This is a genomic window from Buttiauxella sp. BIGb0471 (assembly GCF_024807715.1).
In the GTDB taxonomy this organism is placed as follows: Bacteria; Pseudomonadota; Gammaproteobacteria; order Enterobacterales; family Enterobacteriaceae; genus Buttiauxella; species Buttiauxella agrestis.
Map to the genome: position 1 here is coordinate 295,517 of NZ_JANUEU010000001.1, position 19,648 is coordinate 315,164.

Here is a 19,648-nt window from a genome sequence, read left to right on the forward strand (position 1 = left end):
GATAAAAAATGAGTAGCGTAGATATTCTAGTTCCTGACCTGCCTGAGTCCGTTGCCGATGCGACTGTTGCAACCTGGCATAAAAAACCGGGTGACACCGTGACCCGTGACGAAGTGCTGGTGGAAATCGAAACTGACAAAGTGGTACTGGAAGTACCGGCGTCTGCAGATGGTATTCTGGATGCTGTACTGGAAGATGAAGGCACCACCGTAACTTCTCGTCAAATCCTGGGTCGCCTGCGTGAAGGCAACAGCTCTGGTAAAGAGACTTCTGCGAAAGCAGAAAGCAAAGAGTCTACTCCGGCACAGCGCCAGCAGGCTTCTTTGGAAGAGCAGAGCAATGACGCTCTCAGTCCGGCTATTCGCCGCCTGATTGCAGAGCATTCTCTGGATGCTAATGCCATTAAAGGCAGCGGTGTTGGCGGTCGTATCACCCGTGAAGATGTGGATAAGCATCTGACTCAGGCGAAAGCGGCTCAACCTGCTCAAGCTAAAGCGGCAGAAGAATCCAAAGCTCCGGTTGCGCCACTGGCTGGCCGTAGCGAAAAACGCGTTCCAATGACTCGCCTGCGCAAACGTGTTGCTGAACGTCTGCTGGAAGCGAAAAATTCCACCGCCATGCTCACGACGTTTAACGAAGTGAACATGAAGCCAATCATGGAACTGCGTAAGCAGTACGGTGAATCTTTTGAGAAACGCCACGGTGTACGTCTGGGCTTCATGTCCTTCTACATCAAAGCGGTAGTTGAAGCGCTGAAACGCTATCCGGAAGTGAACGCTTCTATCGATGGCGAAGACGTGGTTTATCACAACTACTTCGACGTGAGCATCGCGGTTTCTACCCCACGCGGCCTGGTGACTCCGGTACTGCGTGATGTTGATACCCTGGGTATGGCTGACATCGAAAAACGCATCAAAGAACTGGCAGTGAAAGGCCGTGACGGCAAGCTGACAGTTGAGGATTTGACTGGCGGTAACTTCACCATCACCAACGGTGGTGTGTTTGGTTCCCTGATGTCAACGCCGATCATCAACCCGCCGCAGAGCGCGATCCTCGGCATGCACGCTATCAAAGACCGTCCGATGGCGGTTGACGGTAAAGTTGAGATCCTGCCAATGATGTATCTGGCGCTGTCTTACGATCACCGTTTGATCGATGGCCGTGAATCAGTGGGTTATCTGGTAGCAATCAAAGAATTGCTCGAAGACCCGACTCGTCTGCTGCTGGACGTTTAGTTTAAAAGCATCACCTGCACTGTAGGCCGAAAGCTGCGCGCCATCCGGCACGAAAACCGCACCGGTCTACAGGTTTGAATAACGATTACCCTGAAGGATGGATAGAACTCATGAACTTACACGAGTATCAGGCGAAACAGTTGTTTGCTCGATATGGCCTGCCGGCTCCAGTCGGTTACGCCTGCAACACTCCACGTGAAGCGGAAGAAGCAGCCTCTAAAATTGGCGCAGGTCCGTGGGTGGTAAAATGTCAGGTTCATGCTGGTGGCCGCGGTAAAGCGGGCGGCGTGAAAGTGGTTAACAGCAAAGAAGACATCCGTGCTTTTGCTGAACACTGGCTGGGCAAACGCCTGGTAACCTACCAGACAGACGCCAATGGCCAGCCGGTTCACCAGATTCTGGTTGAAGCTGCGACTGACATTGATAAAGAATTGTATCTCGGCGCGGTGGTTGATCGTAGCTCCCGTCGCGTCGTGTTTATGGCGTCCACAGAAGGTGGCGTTGAAATTGAAAAAGTTGCGGAAGAAACCCCGCATCTGATCCACAAAGTTGCTCTGGATCCATTGGCAGGCCCAATGCCTTATCAAGGCCGTGAACTGGCGTTCAAACTGGGTCTGGAAGGTAAACAGGTTCAGCAGTTCACCAAGATCTTTATGGGGCTGGCGAACATCTTCCTGGATCGTGACCTGGCGCTGATCGAAATCAACCCGCTGGTTATCACTAAGCAGGGCGATCTGGTATGCCTCGATGGCAAACTGGGCGCTGATGGCAACGCATTGTTCCGCCAGCCAGAACTGCGCGAAATGCGTGACCCAAGCCAGGAAGATGCACGTGAATCTCAGGCTGCTCAGTGGGAACTGAACTACGTTGCGCTTGATGGCAACATCGGTTGCATGGTTAACGGTGCGGGCCTGGCAATGGGCACCATGGACATCGTGAAACTGCACGGCGGCGAACCAGCAAACTTCCTGGACGTTGGCGGCGGTGCAACCAAAGAACGCGTAACCGAAGCATTCAAAATCATTCTGTCTGATGACAAAGTGAAAGCGGTTCTGGTGAACATTTTCGGCGGTATCGTACGATGTGACCTGATTGCAGACGGCATCATCGGTGCGGTTGCAGAAGTGGGTGTTAACGTTCCAGTGGTTGTTCGTCTGGAAGGTAACAATGCGGAACTGGGTGCGAAGAAACTGGCTGACAGCGGCCTGAATATTATTGCAGCGAAAAGTCTGACGGATGCAGCACAGCAGGTTGTTGCTGCCGTGGAGGGGAAATAATGTCCATTTTGATCGATAAAAACACCAAGGTGATTTGCCAGGGTTTCACCGGCAGCCAGGGGACTTTCCACTCCGAGCAGGCGATTGCATACGGTACGCAAATGGTTGGCGGTGTTACGCCAGGCAAAGGCGGCACTGAGCACCTCGGTCTGCCAGTATTTAACACTGTGCGCGAAGCCGTAGAAGCAACAGGCGCTACGGCTTCTGTTATCTACGTTCCGGCACCGTTCTGCAAAGACTCCATTCTGGAAGCAATCGACGCAGGCATTAAGCTGATTATCACCATCACCGAAGGTATCCCGACGCTGGATATGCTGACTGTGAAAGTGAAACTGGACGAAGCAGGCGTGCGCATGATTGGGCCAAACTGCCCAGGCGTTATCACCCCGGGCGAGTGCAAAATCGGTATCATGCCAGGCCACATTCACCTGCCAGGCAAAGTGGGCATCGTTTCCCGCTCCGGTACGCTGACCTATGAAGCCGTTAAACAGACTACCGATATCGGTCTGGGCCAGTCTACTTGTGTAGGCATTGGCGGTGACCCGATCCCAGGCTCTAACTTCATCGATATCCTGAAGATGTTCCAGGAAGATCCGAAGACTGAAGCAATCGTGATGATCGGTGAGATCGGCGGTAGCGCTGAAGAAGAAGCCGCCGCCTACATTAAAGAGCATGTCACCAAGCCAGTAGTGGGTTACATCGCGGGTGTGACTGCGCCGAAAGGCAAGCGTATGGGCCATGCGGGCGCCATCATTGCAGGTGGTAAAGGCACAGCGGATGAGAAATTCGCAGCGCTGGAAGCCGCAGGCGTGAAAACCGTTCGCAGCCTGGCTGACATCGGTGAAGCACTGAAAGCTATTTTGCCTCAGTAAGCAGAACTAATAATAAATGTTCGACATGGTTGGCCGCTCTTTTGAGCGGCCTTTTTTATGGATGGTATATTTTATTTATGAAAATCTGTTATTGAAAATTTGTATTTTTTAATTAATAATACGGTCTTGAATGTTTTTAGGGAAATGATTTATACATTCTTTATCTTTTGTTTTATTAACTATAAAATGAAACGTTTCACCTGCATTATCAATATAAGCTACATTGTCTGACATGCTATCTTTTTTAATTTTAGTAAGTTGCTTTTCAGAGTGAAAAAGGCCTCCAAGTACTTTGTTTTTATTACTCATGTAAGTGACTGTGTCTGTTGGTATGTTATTGTTAATTGTTATAACAGATAAGGCATCTAATATTAAAATGTTTATATTCATTATATACATGTGCCCTGCTATGGTTGCGCGATTATCTCCTGTTATATAATTAATATCATCGGAATTATAAGATAGTAGTATGTATGAGTGATCATCAGTATGCTTTATTTTAAATAGATCAAACAAGTCATCAATTGCTCGTGTGGCAATTTTGGCACAATAAGTATAATTCTCTTGTTTCTTATCCATATCATCGGCATGCGCTTTTATAGCAAGCAGGATGGAAAAAATAAGAGCGTATACTTTATAATTATGTTTCATAAATCCTCGATGTTTTTATTTAATAGGGCGGAAATCACTCGGGAGGATAATGTCATCGTTTAATGCATACCATGCATGAACAAAAGCAGGCCACCGAACCGTTATAAATCCATCTCGACCAGGATTTATCCTTCCTGTAACTTCCGATGCATCGCTTTGACTACTTCCTTTATCAGCCCAAAAGTTCACACTCAGTTTTCCAATGGGTTGAAGTATTACTGAATACTTCTGCTTGCTAATCCAATAATATGCGCCTGCATCACAAGAGTAATATGAATCAGTGGAAGGGAGGATATTGTTAGGCTCTAATGTAAAATAATTAGAGGTACGGCCAAATCTATATTTACTATAGTTAGTATAATTACCTCTGCCAGTTAGGTGCACTGTCCCTCGACCTTTGAATTTTGCACCATCACCTACTTGAGTGTTACCTAATTTAATCCCTTGATTTGTTCCGGGTTCATACATATTAAAGTAATTTAAGTCACCATTCTCAACAAAAGATTTAAATCGCCCTGTCTCTCTTGCCATTTGCCCCATAAAATGAGCCATTCGCAATGGTGTAACGATAAGATATTTTGTTAGGATTTTTGATAAATTAACGCTTACATTTACAGGGCGGATTATCTCTCCTGATTGTTTTCTTCCTTCGGTAGTAAGCCAATTAGTTAGTTCTAACCTCATTAACTCTGGTTGTAATGAAGAGGACTCATTGCGGCGAACAATTCGTATATAATCCTCTAGTCCCAACCACCCACACTTCCTGAAATGAGCAACAAAAGCTCTCGGCTCAAAATGCCATACCCGTCCGGAAGGTAATGGATTTTCTTCCAGGCAAAGCGCTTTCCCGTGCTCAGTCAGCAATTTCAGGTCACATTCCTCCATCGGTTTACTCATCACATCGTTAGGCGATTTCAGCCATTCAAACCTGGAGTCCACCGTAGCGTTGTCCCATTCCAGCGGGAAATGACAAACCATCCTGCTTAAGTCACTGCGGGTGGTGCACAGAATTGTCGGTGAATTGCACTGGCTGTTAGTGTCTGTATCATCATCCACCAGTTTCCAACCCATCCAGTGGGGAAAGTCGCCGTCACTGTAGACTTTGATGTCACTGGCGCCCAGGTTAACAAAACCTCTCCCTCCAGGAATATTCACCGTCCGCCACAGCGGCGCATCTGCCGGGGTCAGCGTTTCGTATTCTGTATTGACAATCCGTCCAAAACGCAGCAGTTCATACCCCGCACTCGGACTTTCCGGGTAAAGTCTCAGTGCACTGGAATAGAGATTGTATTCATAGTCCTCTCCATCCGCATTGACCAAAGGTTCACCCACCTCGGAATAATTATCGGGTAATGCGGCGTCCTGTTGGCGAGTCACCATCGTACAACTGCCTTTATTGAAACTCATGGTGACATATAACGGTACTACGGTGGTCTGCACCGTGCTGTTGTTCACCAGTGAGTTAGTTTCCGGCATGGATTCGTAACACCTGGTTCCGGCAGGCAAATAAAAATGCATATCGCCGTAAACCACATCAAGCCGTCCGTTTTTTGTCAGGTCGGTATCAGGCGATGTTCTTCCCGTGATTTTCTGAATATTTTCATCGTCACAGAAAATCTGAAAATGAAGCGCCTTTTTGCCATCGACCAGACCAGTCGTACCGATCGGTGCTTTGCGATACAGCGTTTCCCCGGGTACTACACTGCTGTCAATCGTGTTCAGGTGTATATACAGCGAGTACCAGACAATCTTGCCTGCTTCGCCGCTACCGATTTCTGTTTCATGTTTCAGAAGTACGTAGCCGTTATCTGTGGCGCCGTTGTAATTTAAGGGCTGTATCTCGCGTGCTGTCGGGTCGGGCTGGCGAAGGGAAATGATTTTGCCATCGGCAACGCATCGCACAGAATCTGATGAGCTGGAGGTCAGGTGAATACCGCCATGCCAGGACTGGCCCTCATTGACGGGAAAATTTCTCTGCGGGTCAGCAGGCATCATTCTGTTAACCCAGTCAGCGTCGTTTTCAGTATCAGTACGTTCTGCCAGTAACGGTGGGCTGATTATCATTTTTATAATCCTTTATATAGAGAATGGATGATGTTGACTTCAGTTATGAAAAGACGAATCTGACAGGTGGGGCTTCATCTTCCGGCTCATCCTGCTCACCTGAGTTATCGCCACCACTGGAGCCACCACTTCCGTCCTCATCTTCCGGCGGCTCAGATCCTGAACCCCCCTCATCACTCAGACGGCTCAGTATCGCCGGCTGCAGGGTCTTGACCGCTGTTCCCGGACTTCCCCCGCCGTTGAGATTGATTTTCAGCCCGGTGATGTCCACGCCGCCGGGGTGGATGATGATGAACGAACTGCCCATTTTTAGCGTGATTTTGCTGTTGCTCTGCAACACGATATCGCCCTGCGCATCCACACCCAGCGCACCCGCCACTTTCTGTGCCAGGTCGCCTTTCACTTCCAGGCTGTGATGGCCCTTCACCAGGCTGATATGGTCTTTTGTGGTGTTGTGTTCCTGATTGCCTTTTACCGTGACTTTGCGGTCGCGCTCCACGTACAGGTTGTCATCGCGGCCGCTGTTTACCGTCCGGTCGCGGGTGACTTTCAGCGTCTGGTCATTGTGTACGGTGATGCTGCGGTCGTGCGCCACGGTGATTTTCTGGTCGTGTCCGGCGGCATTTTCCTTGCCGACTTTTACCGTCTGCCCCAGGCCGACCGTGACCTGCTGGTTATTGCCGATGGTTTCGCTATGGTCGACTTTCACATTCGTATCGCGGTTATTGAGCACCACCGTCTTCATATCCTTCTGGGCATGCATCGACAGCAGCTCCTGGCCGGTCTGGTCCTCAAACATCAGTTCGTTGTATCCATTACCCTTATACGTCTGCGAGCGTATCGCCATCTGGGTTTTAGTCCCCGGCAGGTCGCCCGGTGCACGGTTGGCGGCGTGATAGGTGCGCCCGGTGATAATCGGCTGGTCCGGGTCGCCGTTGAGAAAATCGACAATCACTTCCTGGCCGACGCGGGGGATGGCGATGTTGCCGAATCCGGTGCCCGCCCACGCCTGGGAGACGCGTACCCAGCACGAGCTTTCTTCGTTGCTTTTGTTGTAGCGGTCCCAGGCAAATTTCACCGTCACGCGCCCGTGCTCGTCGCAGTAGATTTCTTCCCCGGCAGGACCGGTGACAATCCCGATTTGCGGGCCGTCCACCAGCGGTTTCGGCAACGGCGCCGGGCGCCAGGTTTGTGTGGCCGGGATAACATGAAAACTGTTGGTGAGCGTGGTGCCCTGGCCTGAACTGCCGATATGCGCCTGCGGCTGGCTGCCGGTCATCTCGCACGACACCACCTGCCACGGGCTGTTTAAATCTTCACGCGGATGGTCGGTGAGGGTGAACCAGCGCCCCGGCTGTAACTGCGGGCAATTACTGGTGCCACTGGCAAAATCGACGTTATTGCGCCAGCCGTCCATCTGATATTTCGCAAAATCAGCCCCGTGCTGTTCATCCTTAAAACGCCCCGGATAGTCAAAGATTTCGTAGTCCGGGCGCTGATACGACAGGTCTGCGCCTTCTTCCTGGTACTGTGCCTGCCAGCCGGGGGCAGTGAAGGTGTAATCCTGGGTAGTGACTTTCGCCGGGCGGATTTGCGCGCTGCGGCGAAAGGTGTTGATGCAGTAGGTCGAGGATTCCGAGGCGGCATTCGGGTTATACGGAAAAGCCCCGAGGCCGCGCAGGTTGCTGCGGTCATCGGTGAAGGTCAGCTTCTGGTCTCTGTCATCGAGATATTCATCCTCGAAGAAAAAAATGCCTTCTTCGGCGGCGAGGCGGGCGATGAAATCATAGTCCGACTCCATAAACTGGACGCAGAATTCACGCGCCGGATGCGGGCGACGGAACAGGGCGTCATGCGTGCGGATACGCATTTCTTTCAGCAGTTTGGCAAAAATATACTGGATGTCGTAGTTCTGAAAGCTGCGGCAGTTCTGCCGTTGTGAACTGCGCCAGAACTCCGGGCGCACCGTCATGCGGTAGAGCGTCTGGTGTTTGCCGCTGTCGCCCTGCTCGCAGAAGGTGACGATACCGCGCACCCGGCGCTTAATCACTTCGCCCTGCCAGATGGTGAGAACCCCGTATTCATCGAGGATTTTTTGAAAGCCAATCGCCGGGTCATTACAGGACACTGTGATATCCAGGCTGAACAGGGAGGAGAGGGACTGTTTAAGCTTAAAGTTCACCACCGCAAAGGTGTCGGCCGGTGTACGCCCGGCGGTGAAGGTAAAGCGAGTGCCGTCTGAGGCCATGAGGGAAGTCCTTTCCTGTTCGTGGAGTTATTGACAGAATGCATAGTCTGAACTGAATCATAATTCTGATAAATATAATAAAATCAATAAATTATAGGTTTTAGAAGATAAGGTGAGTCAAGAAGGTTGGTTGTGATGTTGATCACAATTAAGAAAATAAGAAAACGGACAGATCAATGCTTTAGATCTTAGAGATTGATGTTCATAGCACCATTCTGGTTGGTAACTTCAATGATGCTATGAGCGCAGTAAGGGGAGGGATTTATGACAGATTTAATGCTTACGCCGCGCCACCAACGTAAATTTGTAATCGTCGCTTTTAAAGATATTGCGGCTGAATTCAAACACCCGCCCATCCTTAAGATAGCCGCATGAAACCTTCTCAATAATCGGTTTGCTGGCATCAATTCCTAACGCTTTAACGACCTCTTCTGAGGGCATCACCGGAATGATTTCTTGTTCGCTGCGGTCGATGACCATTTTCTTCACGTTCTCAATAAAGTGATATTTCGAGTTTTCCATCACTTCCCAGGTCAGGTCAGGGAACAGTGAGAGCGGCATCCAGGTTTCTTCCAGAGTGACGGGCTTTTGCTTGATAAAACGCACGCGTTTTACATGCCAGACTTTGTCATCCGTGGTGAGTTGTAAACGGGCGGCCAAAAGCTCATCGGCCTTGGTCACTTCAAAAATTTGCACTTCGCTGTGGGTTTCGACGTTTCGGTCAGCCAGTTTTTCGTAGAAGCTGGTCAGTTGATAAATATCGTAATTGACCTTTTCTTCCTTAACGTATGAACCGCTGCCCTGAATGCTCTCAATGATTTGCTGCTCGGTAAGCTGTTTTAGCGCCTGGCGTACGGTGACACGACTGACCGCAAACAGAGCCTGCAACGCTGATTCAGTCGGCAGCGCATCACCAGGTTTCAGTTCACCGTTTTCAACCTGCTGGCGGATAGCATCGGCAATCTGACGGTACATCGGTTTCTTAGCCACCACGTAGTCCCCTGAGAACATTAAAAATCATGGCGAATCATAGCGCCATTCATCACGACTGTTAACTGATAAGTATTAATACAAATTTAATACAAATATTCTTTACAGTGAAATTGATCACATAAAGGTATTGTTTTGCTGTGTAAGCTTACGGCAACTGGAACCGACTCCTTACGAGGGAATGATGAACCTGACGGCGTTGACTCACCCTGATTTAGTCACACTGCAAACGACGTTTGCCAGTCGTGATGAAGCGATACACACAATGGCGAAGCAACTGGCTGCGGTTGGAAAACTACATAGTCTGGAACAATTTCTGGCTGAAGTTTTTTCACGTGAAGCGCAGGGGCCAACTGCTCTCGGTGAAGGGTTGGCAGTGCCGCATGGTAAAACAAATGCGGTAAAAGAAGCGGCATTTGCGGCCGCGACGCTTAAAACGCCTGTTGAGTGGGAAGGTGTAGACGGGCCGGAAGCGGTGCGGATGATCTTCTTGCTGGCCATTCCTGAAGGCGAAGCCGGTTCAACTCATATGCAGCTTTTGACTTCTCTGACTACCGCACTGGTTGATGAAGAAGTACGCGAAAAAGTGATGCATGCAACATCGGTCGACGAGTTTCTGGCGTTGTTAAACAACGAGCCACAAAGTGTCGTGGTTGAAGAAGATGCTTCTCGCCCGACTATCGTTTGTGTCACGGCATGCCCGGCTGGGATCGCCCACACTTATATGGCGGCGGAATATCTGGAAAAAGCCGGGCGCAAACTAGGTATTAATGTCTATGTCGAAAAGCAAGGGGCGAATGGTATTGAGGGGCGTTTAACTGCGCGGCAAATCAATCAGGCGCATGCATGTATATTTGCCGCCGAAGTCGCTATCAAGGATGTCGAGCGCTTCAAAGGCATCCCGTCAATTACGACACCGGTTGCTGAACCCATCAAACATGCCGAGCGTATTTTGCAGCAGGCGCTGGCGTTGAGAGCGTCATCTGATGAACACGTGGAGCAGCAAGATACGGCGCAATCTGCACCAGGTTTTAAAACCGAATTAAAGCAGGCGTTACTGAGCGGAATTTCCTTTGCCGTTCCGCTGATTGTCGCGGGCGGAACAGTGTTAGCTGTAGCCGTTTTGCTGGCGCAGATTTTTGGTTTGCAGCATTTGTTCGATCTTGAAAATTCGTGGTTGTGGATGTACCGCAAACTTGGTGGTGGAATGCTCGGCACGCTGATGGTGCCGGTTCTGGCTGCATATACGGCTTATTCCCTTGCCGATAAGCCTGCACTTGGTCCTGGTTTTGCTGCAGGGCTTGCGGCAAACATGATTGGCTCGGGTTTTCTCGGCGGGGTGGTGGCCGGTTTAATCGCGGGCTATTTAATGCGTTGGGTGAAAAAGCACATACGCCTCAGCCCCAACTTCAATGGTTTTCTTACTTTCTACCTTTATCCCGTGATTGGCACGCTTGTCGCCGGCAGTCTAATGCTGTTTGTGATTGGTGAACCCGTCGCGTGGATCAACACCTCTTTAACTCATTGGCTTAATGGTTTATCCGGCAGCAACGCATTGTTGCTGGGCGCGATTCTGGGCTTTATGTGTTCGTTTGATCTGGGAGGCCCAGTCAATAAAGCCTCTTACGCATTTTGCCTCGGGGCGATGGCGAACGGTGTGTATGGCCCATACGCCATCTTCGCCTCGGTCAAAATGGTTTCAGCTTTTACGGTTACGGCTTCCACATTGATCGCTCCAAAACTGTTCAAAGATTTTGAAATTGAAACGGGTAAATCGACCTGGTTGCTCGGTCTTGCCGGGATCACGGAAGGAGCGATCCCGATGGCGATTGAAGATCCTATTCGTGTGATTGGTTCATTCCTCGTGGGATCGGTTGTTACGGGGGTAATGGTGGGCGCAATGAATATCGGTTTATCGACACCGGGAGCAGGTATTTTCTCTTTATTTTTACTTCATCCTGGCGGTCATAGCGGCATGGCTGCGGCGGCTGGGTGGTTTGGTGCAGCGCTGGTCGGCACCATTATTTCAACCCTGATACTGATTTTGTGGCGTAAACGCGCGGTTAAGCAGGGCAAATATTCAACTGAAAGCGTTTTATCGTAATCACTCAGAAGTAAGGCAAACAAGAATGAAAGCTGTATCTCGTGTTCATATAACTCCCCATATGCATTGGGACCGTGAATGGTATTTCACGACCGAAGAGTCTCGTATCCTTTTGATAAATAATATGGAGGAGATACTGACTCGCCTTGAGTGTGATCCTGAATATAAATATTACGTACTCGACGGGCAGACGGCGGTACTGGAAGATTACTTTGCGATTAAACCGGAAAATAAATCTCGTGTGAAAGCGTTGGTCGAGGCGGGCAAGCTGATCATCGGACCGTGGTATACGCAAACAGACACCACTATTGTTTCCGGCGAGTCCATCGTGCGCAACCTGATGTACGGGATGCGGGATTGCCTGGCATTTGGGGAGCCGATGAAAATTGGTTATCTGCCGGACTCGTTTGGGATGTCTGCACAATTGCCGCATATATTTAACGGTTTTGGAATCAAGCGCACAATGTTCTGGCGCGGTTGTTCAGAACGCCACGGCACGGACAGAACCGAATTTTTGTGGCACAGCAACGATGGTAGTGAAGTTGTCGCCCAGGTGCTGCCGTTGGGTTACGCCATTGGTAAATATTTGCCTGATGATGAGGCCGGGTTGCGTAAGCGCCTCGACAACTATTTTGAAGTGTTAGAAAAGGCTTCTGCGACTCAGGAAATTTTGCTGCCAAACGGGCATGATCAAATGCCGCTACAACAAAATATTTTCACGGTCATTGATAAATTGCGCGAGATTTACCCTCAGCGTGAGTTTGTGATGAGCCGTTTTGAGGAAGTATTCGAGAAAATTGAAGCATTGCGCGAGAAGCTTGCCACGCTAAAAGGTGAGTTTATCGACGGCAAGTACATGCGAGTGCACCGCACCATCAGCTCGACACGCATGGACATTAAAATCGCTCATGCGCAGATTGAAAACAAAATCGTCAATATTCTGGAGCCGCTGGCGTCTATCGCGTGGTCGCTAGGTTTTGAATATCACCACGGTCTGCTGGAAAAAATGTGGAAAGAGATCCTGAAAAACCATGCCCATGACAGCATCGGTTGCTGTTGTAGCGACAAAGTTCACCAGGAGATCATGACCCGTTTTGTACTTGCAGACGATATGGCTGAAAATCTGATTCGTTTTTACATGCGTAAAATTGTCGACAATATGCCTGCTACAGATTCCGACAAACTGACGTTTTTCAATATGATGCCCTATCCGCGTGAAGAGGTAATCAACACGACTATTCGCATCCGCGCCAGCCAGTTCACGCTTAAAGATGGACAGGGTAACGAAGTGGAATATTTCATTCGCGAGGCGCGGGAAATCGACCCAGGTTTGGTTGACCGGCAAATTGTGCATTACGGCAATTATGACCCGTTCATGGAATACGATATTCAGCTCAGTCAGGTTCTGCCCGCGATGGGTTATTGCACGCTGTATGTCGAAGGGAAGAAGCCTGGCGTGCAACGTAGTGTAACGGTGCCGACGCAAGCTCTGTTGGAAAACAATTTCTATCATATCGCCCTCAACCAGAACGGCACGCTACGTATTACTGATAAATACACTGGCCTGAGTTATGACCAGGTTCTGCAACTGGAAGACGGTTCCGATGACGGCGATGAATATGATTATTCCCCAGCTAAAGCCGAATGGTTGATTTACTCGACTTCGAGCGCGCATGTTTGTGAAGTGAAACACGAAGCCTGGCAAAGCATGGCGACATTGAAGCTGCGCATGGCGTTACCTGAGAATTTACAACAGCGGGGAGTGCGCGAGACGAGTGGTTATCTGGACGCTGAATGTCATGTCACGCTTGCGCGCAATAGCCGTCGCATTGATATCGAAATACAACTCGATAACCAGGCTAACGATCACCGGGTGAGGGTGTTGATACCGACGCCATTCGCATCGACAACGGTGTTGGCAGATAACCAGTTTGGGACCATTACACGCCCGGTCGAAGATACGGCGATGGAAAACTGGCAGGAGGAAGGTTGGAAAGAAGCCCCGATTCCGGTATGGAACTTACTGAATTACGCCGCATTGCATGATGGTAAACAAGGTCTGGCGCTGTTTACCGACGGGTTGCGTGAGTTTGAAATCATCGGTGAGAAAAAAGACACTTTTGCGCTGACGCTTTTCCGTTCGATTGGTGTTTTGGGCAAAGAAGAATTGGTGTTACGTCCGGGACGACCATCCGGCATCAAATTGCCAACCCCTGATTCTCAACTACGCGGAAAGTTGAGTTGTCGTTTTAGCCTGATGGCATTTAGCGGTTCGCCGACGGCGGCAGGAATTGCACAACATGCCCGCGCATGGCTGACACCGGTTCAGTGCTACAACAAAATTCCATTTGATGCGATGAAACTCAATCGGGCAGATTTTGAAACGCCGGGTACATTTAGCTTGCTTACGATGCCTTCGGTAGGATGTATGCTCAGTGCCCTTAAAAAGGCGGAAGACCGTGATGAAGTGATTATTCGCATCTTTAACCCCGACGAACAACACCCTGGAGAGGGAATGGTGACTAGCACGCTGCCTATTACTGGCTGGCAGGAGACGGGAATGGATGAAAAACCGTTGTTACAACAATCAGAAAGGGTGGGGCAGTTTGCTGTGGTTAAGCCTTGCCAGTCGCGGACATTTAGCCTTGCGATAGACCGTTTCAGATAGCGTTACTGTTTCAGTCTTTTTCTCTGGCCACGTTTTTACGTGGCCTTTCTGTTTTTCAGCCCACAGCAACATTTTGCTAACCATATCAAAAATAATGACTTGTTAAATACTTTATCATTAAAAGTAAATAATTTGTTAATTATGAGCAAAAAAAGAAATGAACCGCAGAAAATACCGTGAGGTGATTAATGCGGTGCGTCATTAATGCGGAGGATTTAATTTCCGGGCCTGGCTTCAAATAAATAACTTTTGTTTATAGATATCATTCATGCATTAACGAAAATGACTTTTGCAAAACATATCATTAACAACAAGTTCATCATTCATTGTTATGAGGAACTAAATTAACAAATAGGGAATAAATTGCGCTAGATCAATATCTAAAACTAGCCAGTAGGGTGCAAAAGCGCGTAAATTGTTGCAGATCAAGATGGCGGTTAGTGGACATTTTCGCTATAAATTGATCACTGTCTAGAAACGTAAATAAGCCTTAGCAATTACCTATTTATCGTAAGGGATTTGCAGGGTAATATATTTGCGGATTATTTTTGGGTTTTTATTAACGTGTTTGTAACCTTTCATCTTCTTCATTACATACAAATAATGAGAGGGTGGAGTTTGGAAGCCAATGTTTTTGTATTAGGGCATGCGTTGTGGTGAACCATCGGGTGAACCACGGTCGGAGTCTTCATGCGAAGAGCAAGGAGTCAAGATGTTTGATATTGTCGAACTGTCGCGCTTACAGTTTGCCTTGACCGCGATGTACCACTTTCTTTTTGTGCCACTAACGCTCGGTATGGCGTTCTTGTTGGCCATCATGGAAACGGTGTACGTTCTGTCAGGTAAGCAAATTTATAAAGATATGACCAAGTTCTGGGGCAAGTTGTTTGGTATCAACTTTGCTTTGGGCGTGGCCACCGGTTTAACCATGGAGTTCCAGTTCGGCACAAACTGGTCTTATTACTCGCATTACGTGGGTGATATCTTTGGTGCCCCTCTGGCCATCGAAGGCCTGATGGCATTCTTCCTTGAATCCACATTCGTGGGTCTGTTCTTCTTCGGTTGGGATCGCCTTGGCAAAGTCCAACACATGGCGGTAACCTGGCTGGTGGCACTTGGCTCCAACCTTTCCGCGCTGTGGATTCTGGTGGCGAACGGCTGGATGCAGAACCCAATTGCCTCCGACTTCAACTTCGAAACCATGCGTATGGAGATGGTCAGCTTCTCCGAATTGGTGTTGAACCCTGTTGCACAGGTGAAATTCGTTCACACAGTGGCTTCTGGCTACGTATGTGGTGCGATGTTCATCTTAGGTGTTAGCTCCTACTACCTGCTTAAAGGCCGTGACGTTGCATTTGCTAAACGTTCATTTGCCGTCGCTGCAAGCTTTGGTATGGCGGCTATCCTGTCTGTCATCGTGCTGGGTGATGAATCCGGTTACGAAATGGGTGACGTGCAGAAAACCAAACTGGCTGCCATTGAAGCTGAGTGGGAAACACAACCTGCTCCTGCCGCCTTTACGCTGTTTGGTATTCCTGACCAGGATAAGCAAGAAAATAGCTATGCGATTCAAATTCCATATGCGCTTGGCATCATCGCCACCCGCTCTGTGGATAAGCAAGTTATTGGTCTGAAAGACCTGATGGTGCAGCACGAAGAACGTATTCGTAACGGCATGAAGGCTTATAGCCTGCTGGAACAGTTACGTGCAGGTTCGAAAGATCAGGCGGTTCGCGATAACTTTGAATCTGTTAAGAAAGACCTGGGTTACGGTCTGTTGCTGAAACGCTATACGCCGAACGTCGCCGACGCGACGGAAGAGCAAATTCAGAAGGCAACTAAAGACTCTATCCCACGCGTTGCTCCGCTGTACTTTGCGTTCCGTATCATGGTCGGTTGTGGCTTCCTGATGCTGTTTATCATCGCGGCTTCGTTCTGGACCGTAACACGTAATGCAATCGGCTCGAAAAAATGGCTGTTGCGTGCGGCGCTCTATGGCATCCCGCTGCCATGGATTGCGATTGAATCTGGCTGGTTTGTTGCTGAATACGGTCGTCAACCATGGGCTGTGGGTGAGGTATTGCCAACCGCGGTTGCTAACTCCTCGCTGACCGTGGGCGATCTGATCTTCTCCATGGTACTGATTTGCGGCCTTTACACGCTGTTTATGGTGGCGGAATTGTTCCTGATGTTCAAATTTGCTCGCCTTGGGCCGAGCAGTCTGAAAACAGGCCGCTATCACTTTGAGCAGTCCAATGTGGCTTCTCAGCCGGCACGCTAAGACAGGAGTCGTCAAATGATCGATTATGAAGTATTGCGCTTTATCTGGTGGCTGCTGGTTGGCATTTTGCTGATTGGTTTTGCAGTCACCGACGGCTTTGACATGGGCGTGGGCATGTTGTCTCGCATCATTGGCAAATCTGACGTTGAACGCCGCATTATGGTGAATTCCATCGCTCCGCACTGGGATGGTAACCAGGTGTGGCTCATCACTGCTGGTGGTGCGCTGTTTGCTGCCTGGCCGATGGTTTACGCTGCAGCGTTCTCCGGCTTCTATGTAGCGATGATTCTGGTACTGGCTTCTTTGTTCTTCCGTCCGGTAGGTTTTGATTACCGCTCGAAGATTGAAGACATGCGCTGGCGCAACATGTGGGACTGGGGCATTTTCATCGGTAGCTTCGTGCCACCGTTAGTCATTGGTGTGGCGTTCGGTAACCTGCTGCAAGGCGTGCCGTTCCACGTTGATGAGTATCTGCGCCTGTACTACACCGGTAACTTCTTCCAGTTGCTGAACCCGTTTGGCCTGCTGGCTGGTGTCGTGAGCGTATCCATGATCCTTGCTCAAGGTGCTACTTACCTGCAAATGCGTACTGTGGGTGAACTGCATCTGCGTGCCAAAGCCGCTGCGCAAATTTCAGCGCTGGTGATGATGGTGTGCTTCGCATTGGCTGGTGTTTGGGTTATCTACGGGATTGACGGCTATGTTGTGACTTCAGAATTGAATCACCATGCAGCTTCTAACCCGCTGACCAAAGAAGTCGCTCGTCAGGCAGGTGCATGGATGGTGAACTTCAACAATATGCCTATCCTGTGGCTCATCCCTGCATTGGGCGTGGTTCTGCCGCTGCTGACTGTGTTGATGTCGCGTCTGGAGAAAGGTGCCATGGCATTCCTGTTCTCTTCACTGACTCTGGCTTGTGTGATTCTGACTGCTGGTGTGGCGATGTTCCCGTTCGTCATGCCTTCAAGCACCATGCTGAACGCGAGTCTGACCATGTGGGATGCCACATCCAGCCAGCTGACGCTGAACGTGATGACCTTTGTTGCTGCGGTATTTGTGCCGATCGTTCTCATCTACACCATCTGGTGTTACTGGAAAATGTTCGGTCGAATCACCAAAGAGCATATCGAAAGCAACACCCACTCTCTGTACTAAGTAAGGAGCTGATTATGTGGTACTTTGCATGGATTCTGGGGACGCTTCTTGCCTGTGCTTTTGGCATCATTACCGCCCTGGCACTTGAGCACGTAGAAGCTGCTAAAGCTGGTAAAGAAGAAATTTGATGGAAGGAATTATCGCAAAGCTGTATGCGGTAATGGATAAGAGCCCTTTAAGGGCTCTTTCCTTGATCATGGCACTTATCCTGGCCGGGTGTATGTTTTGGGACCCGTCCCGCTTTGCGGCAAAAACCAGTGACCTGGCAATCTGGCACGGTTTTTTGTTGATGTGGGCTGTTTGCACCGGCGTGATACATGGTGTGGGTTTTCGTCCACGTAAAGTGCTGTGGCAGGGCGTTTTTAGTCCGTTGCCTGCGCTATTAGTCCTGCTGGCAGGGCTGGCTATTTTCTTCTTCTGATGCTTCTTTAAGCTTGAAGATTTTTACACACATTTTATGGGCTTTAACAAGCCCATAAATATTTACCTAACGTTTAATGCAACCCATTCCCAACCCCCATCCTCTTGCGTATAGTAGCAACGTTTAATTGCATTACCGGGATGTAAAGTGAGTACAACGCTGTTTCGATGGCCGGTTCGTGTCTACTACGAAGATACCGATGCCGGTGGTGTGGTTTACCATGCCAGTTATGTTGCTTTTTATGAAAGAGCACGCACAGAGATGCTGCGCCATCACAACTTCAACCAGCAAGATTTGTTGGCGGAGCGCGTCGCCTTTGTTGTTCGCAGAATGACAGTGGATTATCTGGCGCCGGCCAGACTCGACGATTTACTCGAAATCCAAAGTGAAATTACATCGATGCGTGGTACCTCTATGGTATTTACACAGCGAATCGTCAATGCCGATAACCAGGTACTCAACGAAGCTGAGGTCCTGATTGTCTGTGTTGATCCACACCTAATGAAGCCTCGTGCGCTTCCCAAGTCTATTGTCGCGGAGTTCAAGCAGTGACTGACATGAATATCCTTGATTTGTTCCTGAAGGCAAGCCTTCTGGTCAAATTTATCATGTTGATTTTGATTGGTTTTTCCATTGCATCATGGGCAATCATTATTCAGCGTACGCGCATCCTCAATGCTGCTACTCGTGAAGCAGAAGCATTTGAAGATAAGTTCTGGTCGGGCATTGAATTGTCCCGTCTCTATCAGGAAAGCCAGGGCCGCCGTGACAATCTTGCTGGCTCTGAACAAATTTTCTATTCAGGCTTTAAAGAGTTTGCCCGACTGCATCGTGCTAACACGCACGCACCTGAAGCAGTTGTTGAAGGGGCATCTCGCGCCATGCGTATTTCCATGAGCCGTGAGCTGGAAACGCTGGAAACTCATATTCCTTTCCTCGGAACCGTGGGTTCAATCAGTCCGTATATCGGTCTGTTTGGTACGGTTTGGGGGATTATGCACGCCTTTATCGCACTCGGTGCGGTCAAACAAGCGACATTGCAGATGGTTGCACCCGGTATCGCAGAAGCACTGATTGCAACTGCAATCGGTCTGTTCGCTGCAATCCCTGCGGTTATGGCGTATAACCGCCTGAATCAACGTGTGAACAAACTGGAATTGAATTACGACAACTTCATGGAAGAGTTCACGGCTATCCTGCACCGTCAGGCTTTTACCAGCAGCGATAAGCAGTAAGGGGTAAGTCATGGCCAGACGTGGACGTGGGCGTGGTCGTCGGGAATTAAAGTCCGAAATTAACATCGTTCCTCTGCTGGACGTACTGTTGGTGTTGCTGCTTATTTTTATGGCAACAGCTCCAATCATTACACAGAGCGTTGAGGTTGATTTGCCGGATGCGACAGATTCGCAGACGGTGAGTAGTAACGATGAACCACCGGTTATTATTGAAGTTTCCGGGGTAGGGCAGTACAGCGTGGTGGTTGAGAAAGACCGTATGGACCAGTTGCCATCTGAACAGGTTATTGCGGAAGCACAGCGTCGTTTGCAGGCAAACCCGAAAACGGTCTTTTTGATCGGTGGTGCGAAAGATGTTCCTTACGAGGAAATCATCAAAGCACTTAACATGCTGCATAGCGCAGGTGTGAAATCCGTCGGTTTGATGACGCAGCCAATCTGATCCAT

At 49.3% G+C, this 19,648-nt stretch carries 16 protein-coding genes; 12 read left to right on the forward strand and 4 right to left on the reverse strand.

What is annotated here, in order from left to right; translation table 11 throughout:
• The first annotated feature begins 8 nt into the window (after nt 1-8).
• The 3 genes from odhB (at nt 9) to sucD (ending at nt 3,384) form a co-directional block, all read left to right on the forward strand.
• On the forward strand, nt 9-1,235 hold the full coding sequence (gene odhB / locus M2371_RS01385; protein WP_115627746.1) for a 2-oxoglutarate dehydrogenase complex dihydrolipoyllysine-residue succinyltransferase: 1,227 nt from the start codon (nt 9-11) through the stop codon (nt 1,233-1,235).
• Nucleotides 1,236-1,345: 110 nt separating this feature from the next.
• Nucleotides 1,346-2,512, forward strand: coding sequence for an ADP-forming succinate--CoA ligase subunit beta (gene sucC, locus M2371_RS01390; protein WP_034497176.1), 1,167 nt, complete (start codon nt 1,346-1,348; stop codon nt 2,510-2,512).
• The gene (gene sucD, locus M2371_RS01395) at nt 2,512-3,384 is read left to right on the forward strand and encodes a succinate--CoA ligase subunit alpha (RefSeq protein ID WP_259266692.1); all 873 of its coding nucleotides are present in this window, start codon (nt 2,512-2,514) and stop codon (nt 3,382-3,384) included. Before sucC ends, sucD begins: the two co-directional genes overlap by 1 nt.
• A gap of 108 nt (nt 3,385-3,492) precedes the next feature.
• On the opposite strand, the gene M2371_RS01400 is transcribed toward sucD, so the two are convergent.
• The 4 genes from M2371_RS01400 to M2371_RS01415 form a co-directional block, all read right to left on the reverse strand.
• Complete coding sequence (locus M2371_RS01400) at nt 3,493-4,035, reverse strand: hypothetical protein (RefSeq protein ID WP_172893585.1); 543 nt, start codon at nt 4,033-4,035, stop codon at nt 3,493-3,495.
• Between the two features lie 15 nt (nt 4,036-4,050).
• On the reverse strand, nt 4,051-6,099 hold the full coding sequence (locus M2371_RS01405; protein WP_259266693.1) for a M23 family metallopeptidase: 2,049 nt from the start codon (nt 6,097-6,099) through the stop codon (nt 4,051-4,053).
• Nucleotides 6,100-6,142: 43 nt separating this feature from the next.
• Nucleotides 6,143-8,347 carry a type VI secretion system tip protein TssI/VgrG gene (gene tssI, locus M2371_RS01410; protein WP_259266694.1) on the reverse strand — a complete coding sequence of 735 codons (2,205 nt, stop codon included), beginning with the start codon at nt 8,345-8,347 and terminating at the stop codon, nt 6,143-6,145.
• Nucleotides 8,348-8,620: 273 nt separating this feature from the next.
• Nucleotides 8,621-9,337: a GntR family transcriptional regulator gene (locus M2371_RS01415; protein ID WP_259266695.1), complete on the reverse strand. Its 717-nt coding sequence runs from the start codon at nt 9,335-9,337 to the stop codon at nt 8,621-8,623.
• Nucleotides 9,338-9,521: 184 nt separating this feature from the next.
• Between M2371_RS01415 and mngA the strand changes: the two genes are divergently transcribed.
• From mngA to tolR, 9 genes are all read left to right on the forward strand, one after another.
• A complete protein-coding gene (gene mngA, locus M2371_RS01420; RefSeq protein WP_259267248.1) occupies nt 9,522-11,441 on the forward strand; it encodes a PTS 2-O-a-mannosyl-D-glycerate transporter subunit IIABC in 1,920 nt (639 codons plus the stop codon).
• Between the two features lie 25 nt (nt 11,442-11,466).
• Nucleotides 11,467-14,109: a mannosylglycerate hydrolase gene (gene mngB / locus M2371_RS01425; RefSeq protein WP_259266696.1), complete on the forward strand. Its 2,643-nt coding sequence runs from the start codon at nt 11,467-11,469 to the stop codon at nt 14,107-14,109.
• Between the two features lie 712 nt (nt 14,110-14,821).
• Nucleotides 14,822-16,390, forward strand: a complete 1,569-nt coding sequence (gene cydA, locus M2371_RS01430) for a cytochrome ubiquinol oxidase subunit I (RefSeq protein ID WP_259266697.1) — start codon at nt 14,822-14,824, stop codon at nt 16,388-16,390.
• A 15-nt stretch (nt 16,391-16,405) separates the two neighbouring features.
• Nucleotides 16,406-17,545 (forward strand): cytochrome d ubiquinol oxidase subunit II, encoded by a 1,140-nt coding sequence (cydB, locus tag M2371_RS01435; RefSeq protein WP_034497152.1) that lies wholly within the window; start codon nt 16,406-16,408, stop codon nt 17,543-17,545.
• Between the two features lie 14 nt (nt 17,546-17,559).
• Nucleotides 17,560-17,673: a cytochrome bd-I oxidase subunit CydX gene (cydX, locus tag M2371_RS01440; protein ID WP_064512614.1), complete on the forward strand. Its 114-nt coding sequence runs from the start codon at nt 17,560-17,562 to the stop codon at nt 17,671-17,673.
• Nucleotides 17,673-17,966 carry a cyd operon protein YbgE gene (gene ybgE / locus M2371_RS01445; protein WP_034497148.1) on the forward strand — a complete coding sequence of 98 codons (294 nt, stop codon included), beginning with the start codon at nt 17,673-17,675 and terminating at the stop codon, nt 17,964-17,966. The genes cydX and ybgE overlap by 1 nt, the downstream gene beginning before the upstream one ends.
• Before the next feature lie 147 nt (nt 17,967-18,113).
• Nucleotides 18,114-18,518 (forward strand): tol-pal system-associated acyl-CoA thioesterase, encoded by a 405-nt coding sequence (ybgC, locus tag M2371_RS01450; protein WP_034497145.1) that lies wholly within the window; start codon nt 18,114-18,116, stop codon nt 18,516-18,518.
• Nucleotides 18,515-19,201: a Tol-Pal system protein TolQ gene (tolQ, locus tag M2371_RS01455; protein ID WP_072009447.1), complete on the forward strand. Its 687-nt coding sequence runs from the start codon at nt 18,515-18,517 to the stop codon at nt 19,199-19,201. The genes ybgC and tolQ overlap by 4 nt, the downstream gene beginning before the upstream one ends.
• Nucleotides 19,202-19,211: 10 nt before the next feature.
• Entirely contained in the window at nt 19,212-19,643 is a 432-nt protein-coding gene (gene tolR / locus M2371_RS01460) for a colicin uptake protein TolR (protein ID WP_034497142.1), read from the forward strand.
• Nucleotides 19,644-19,648 lie beyond the last annotated feature (5 nt).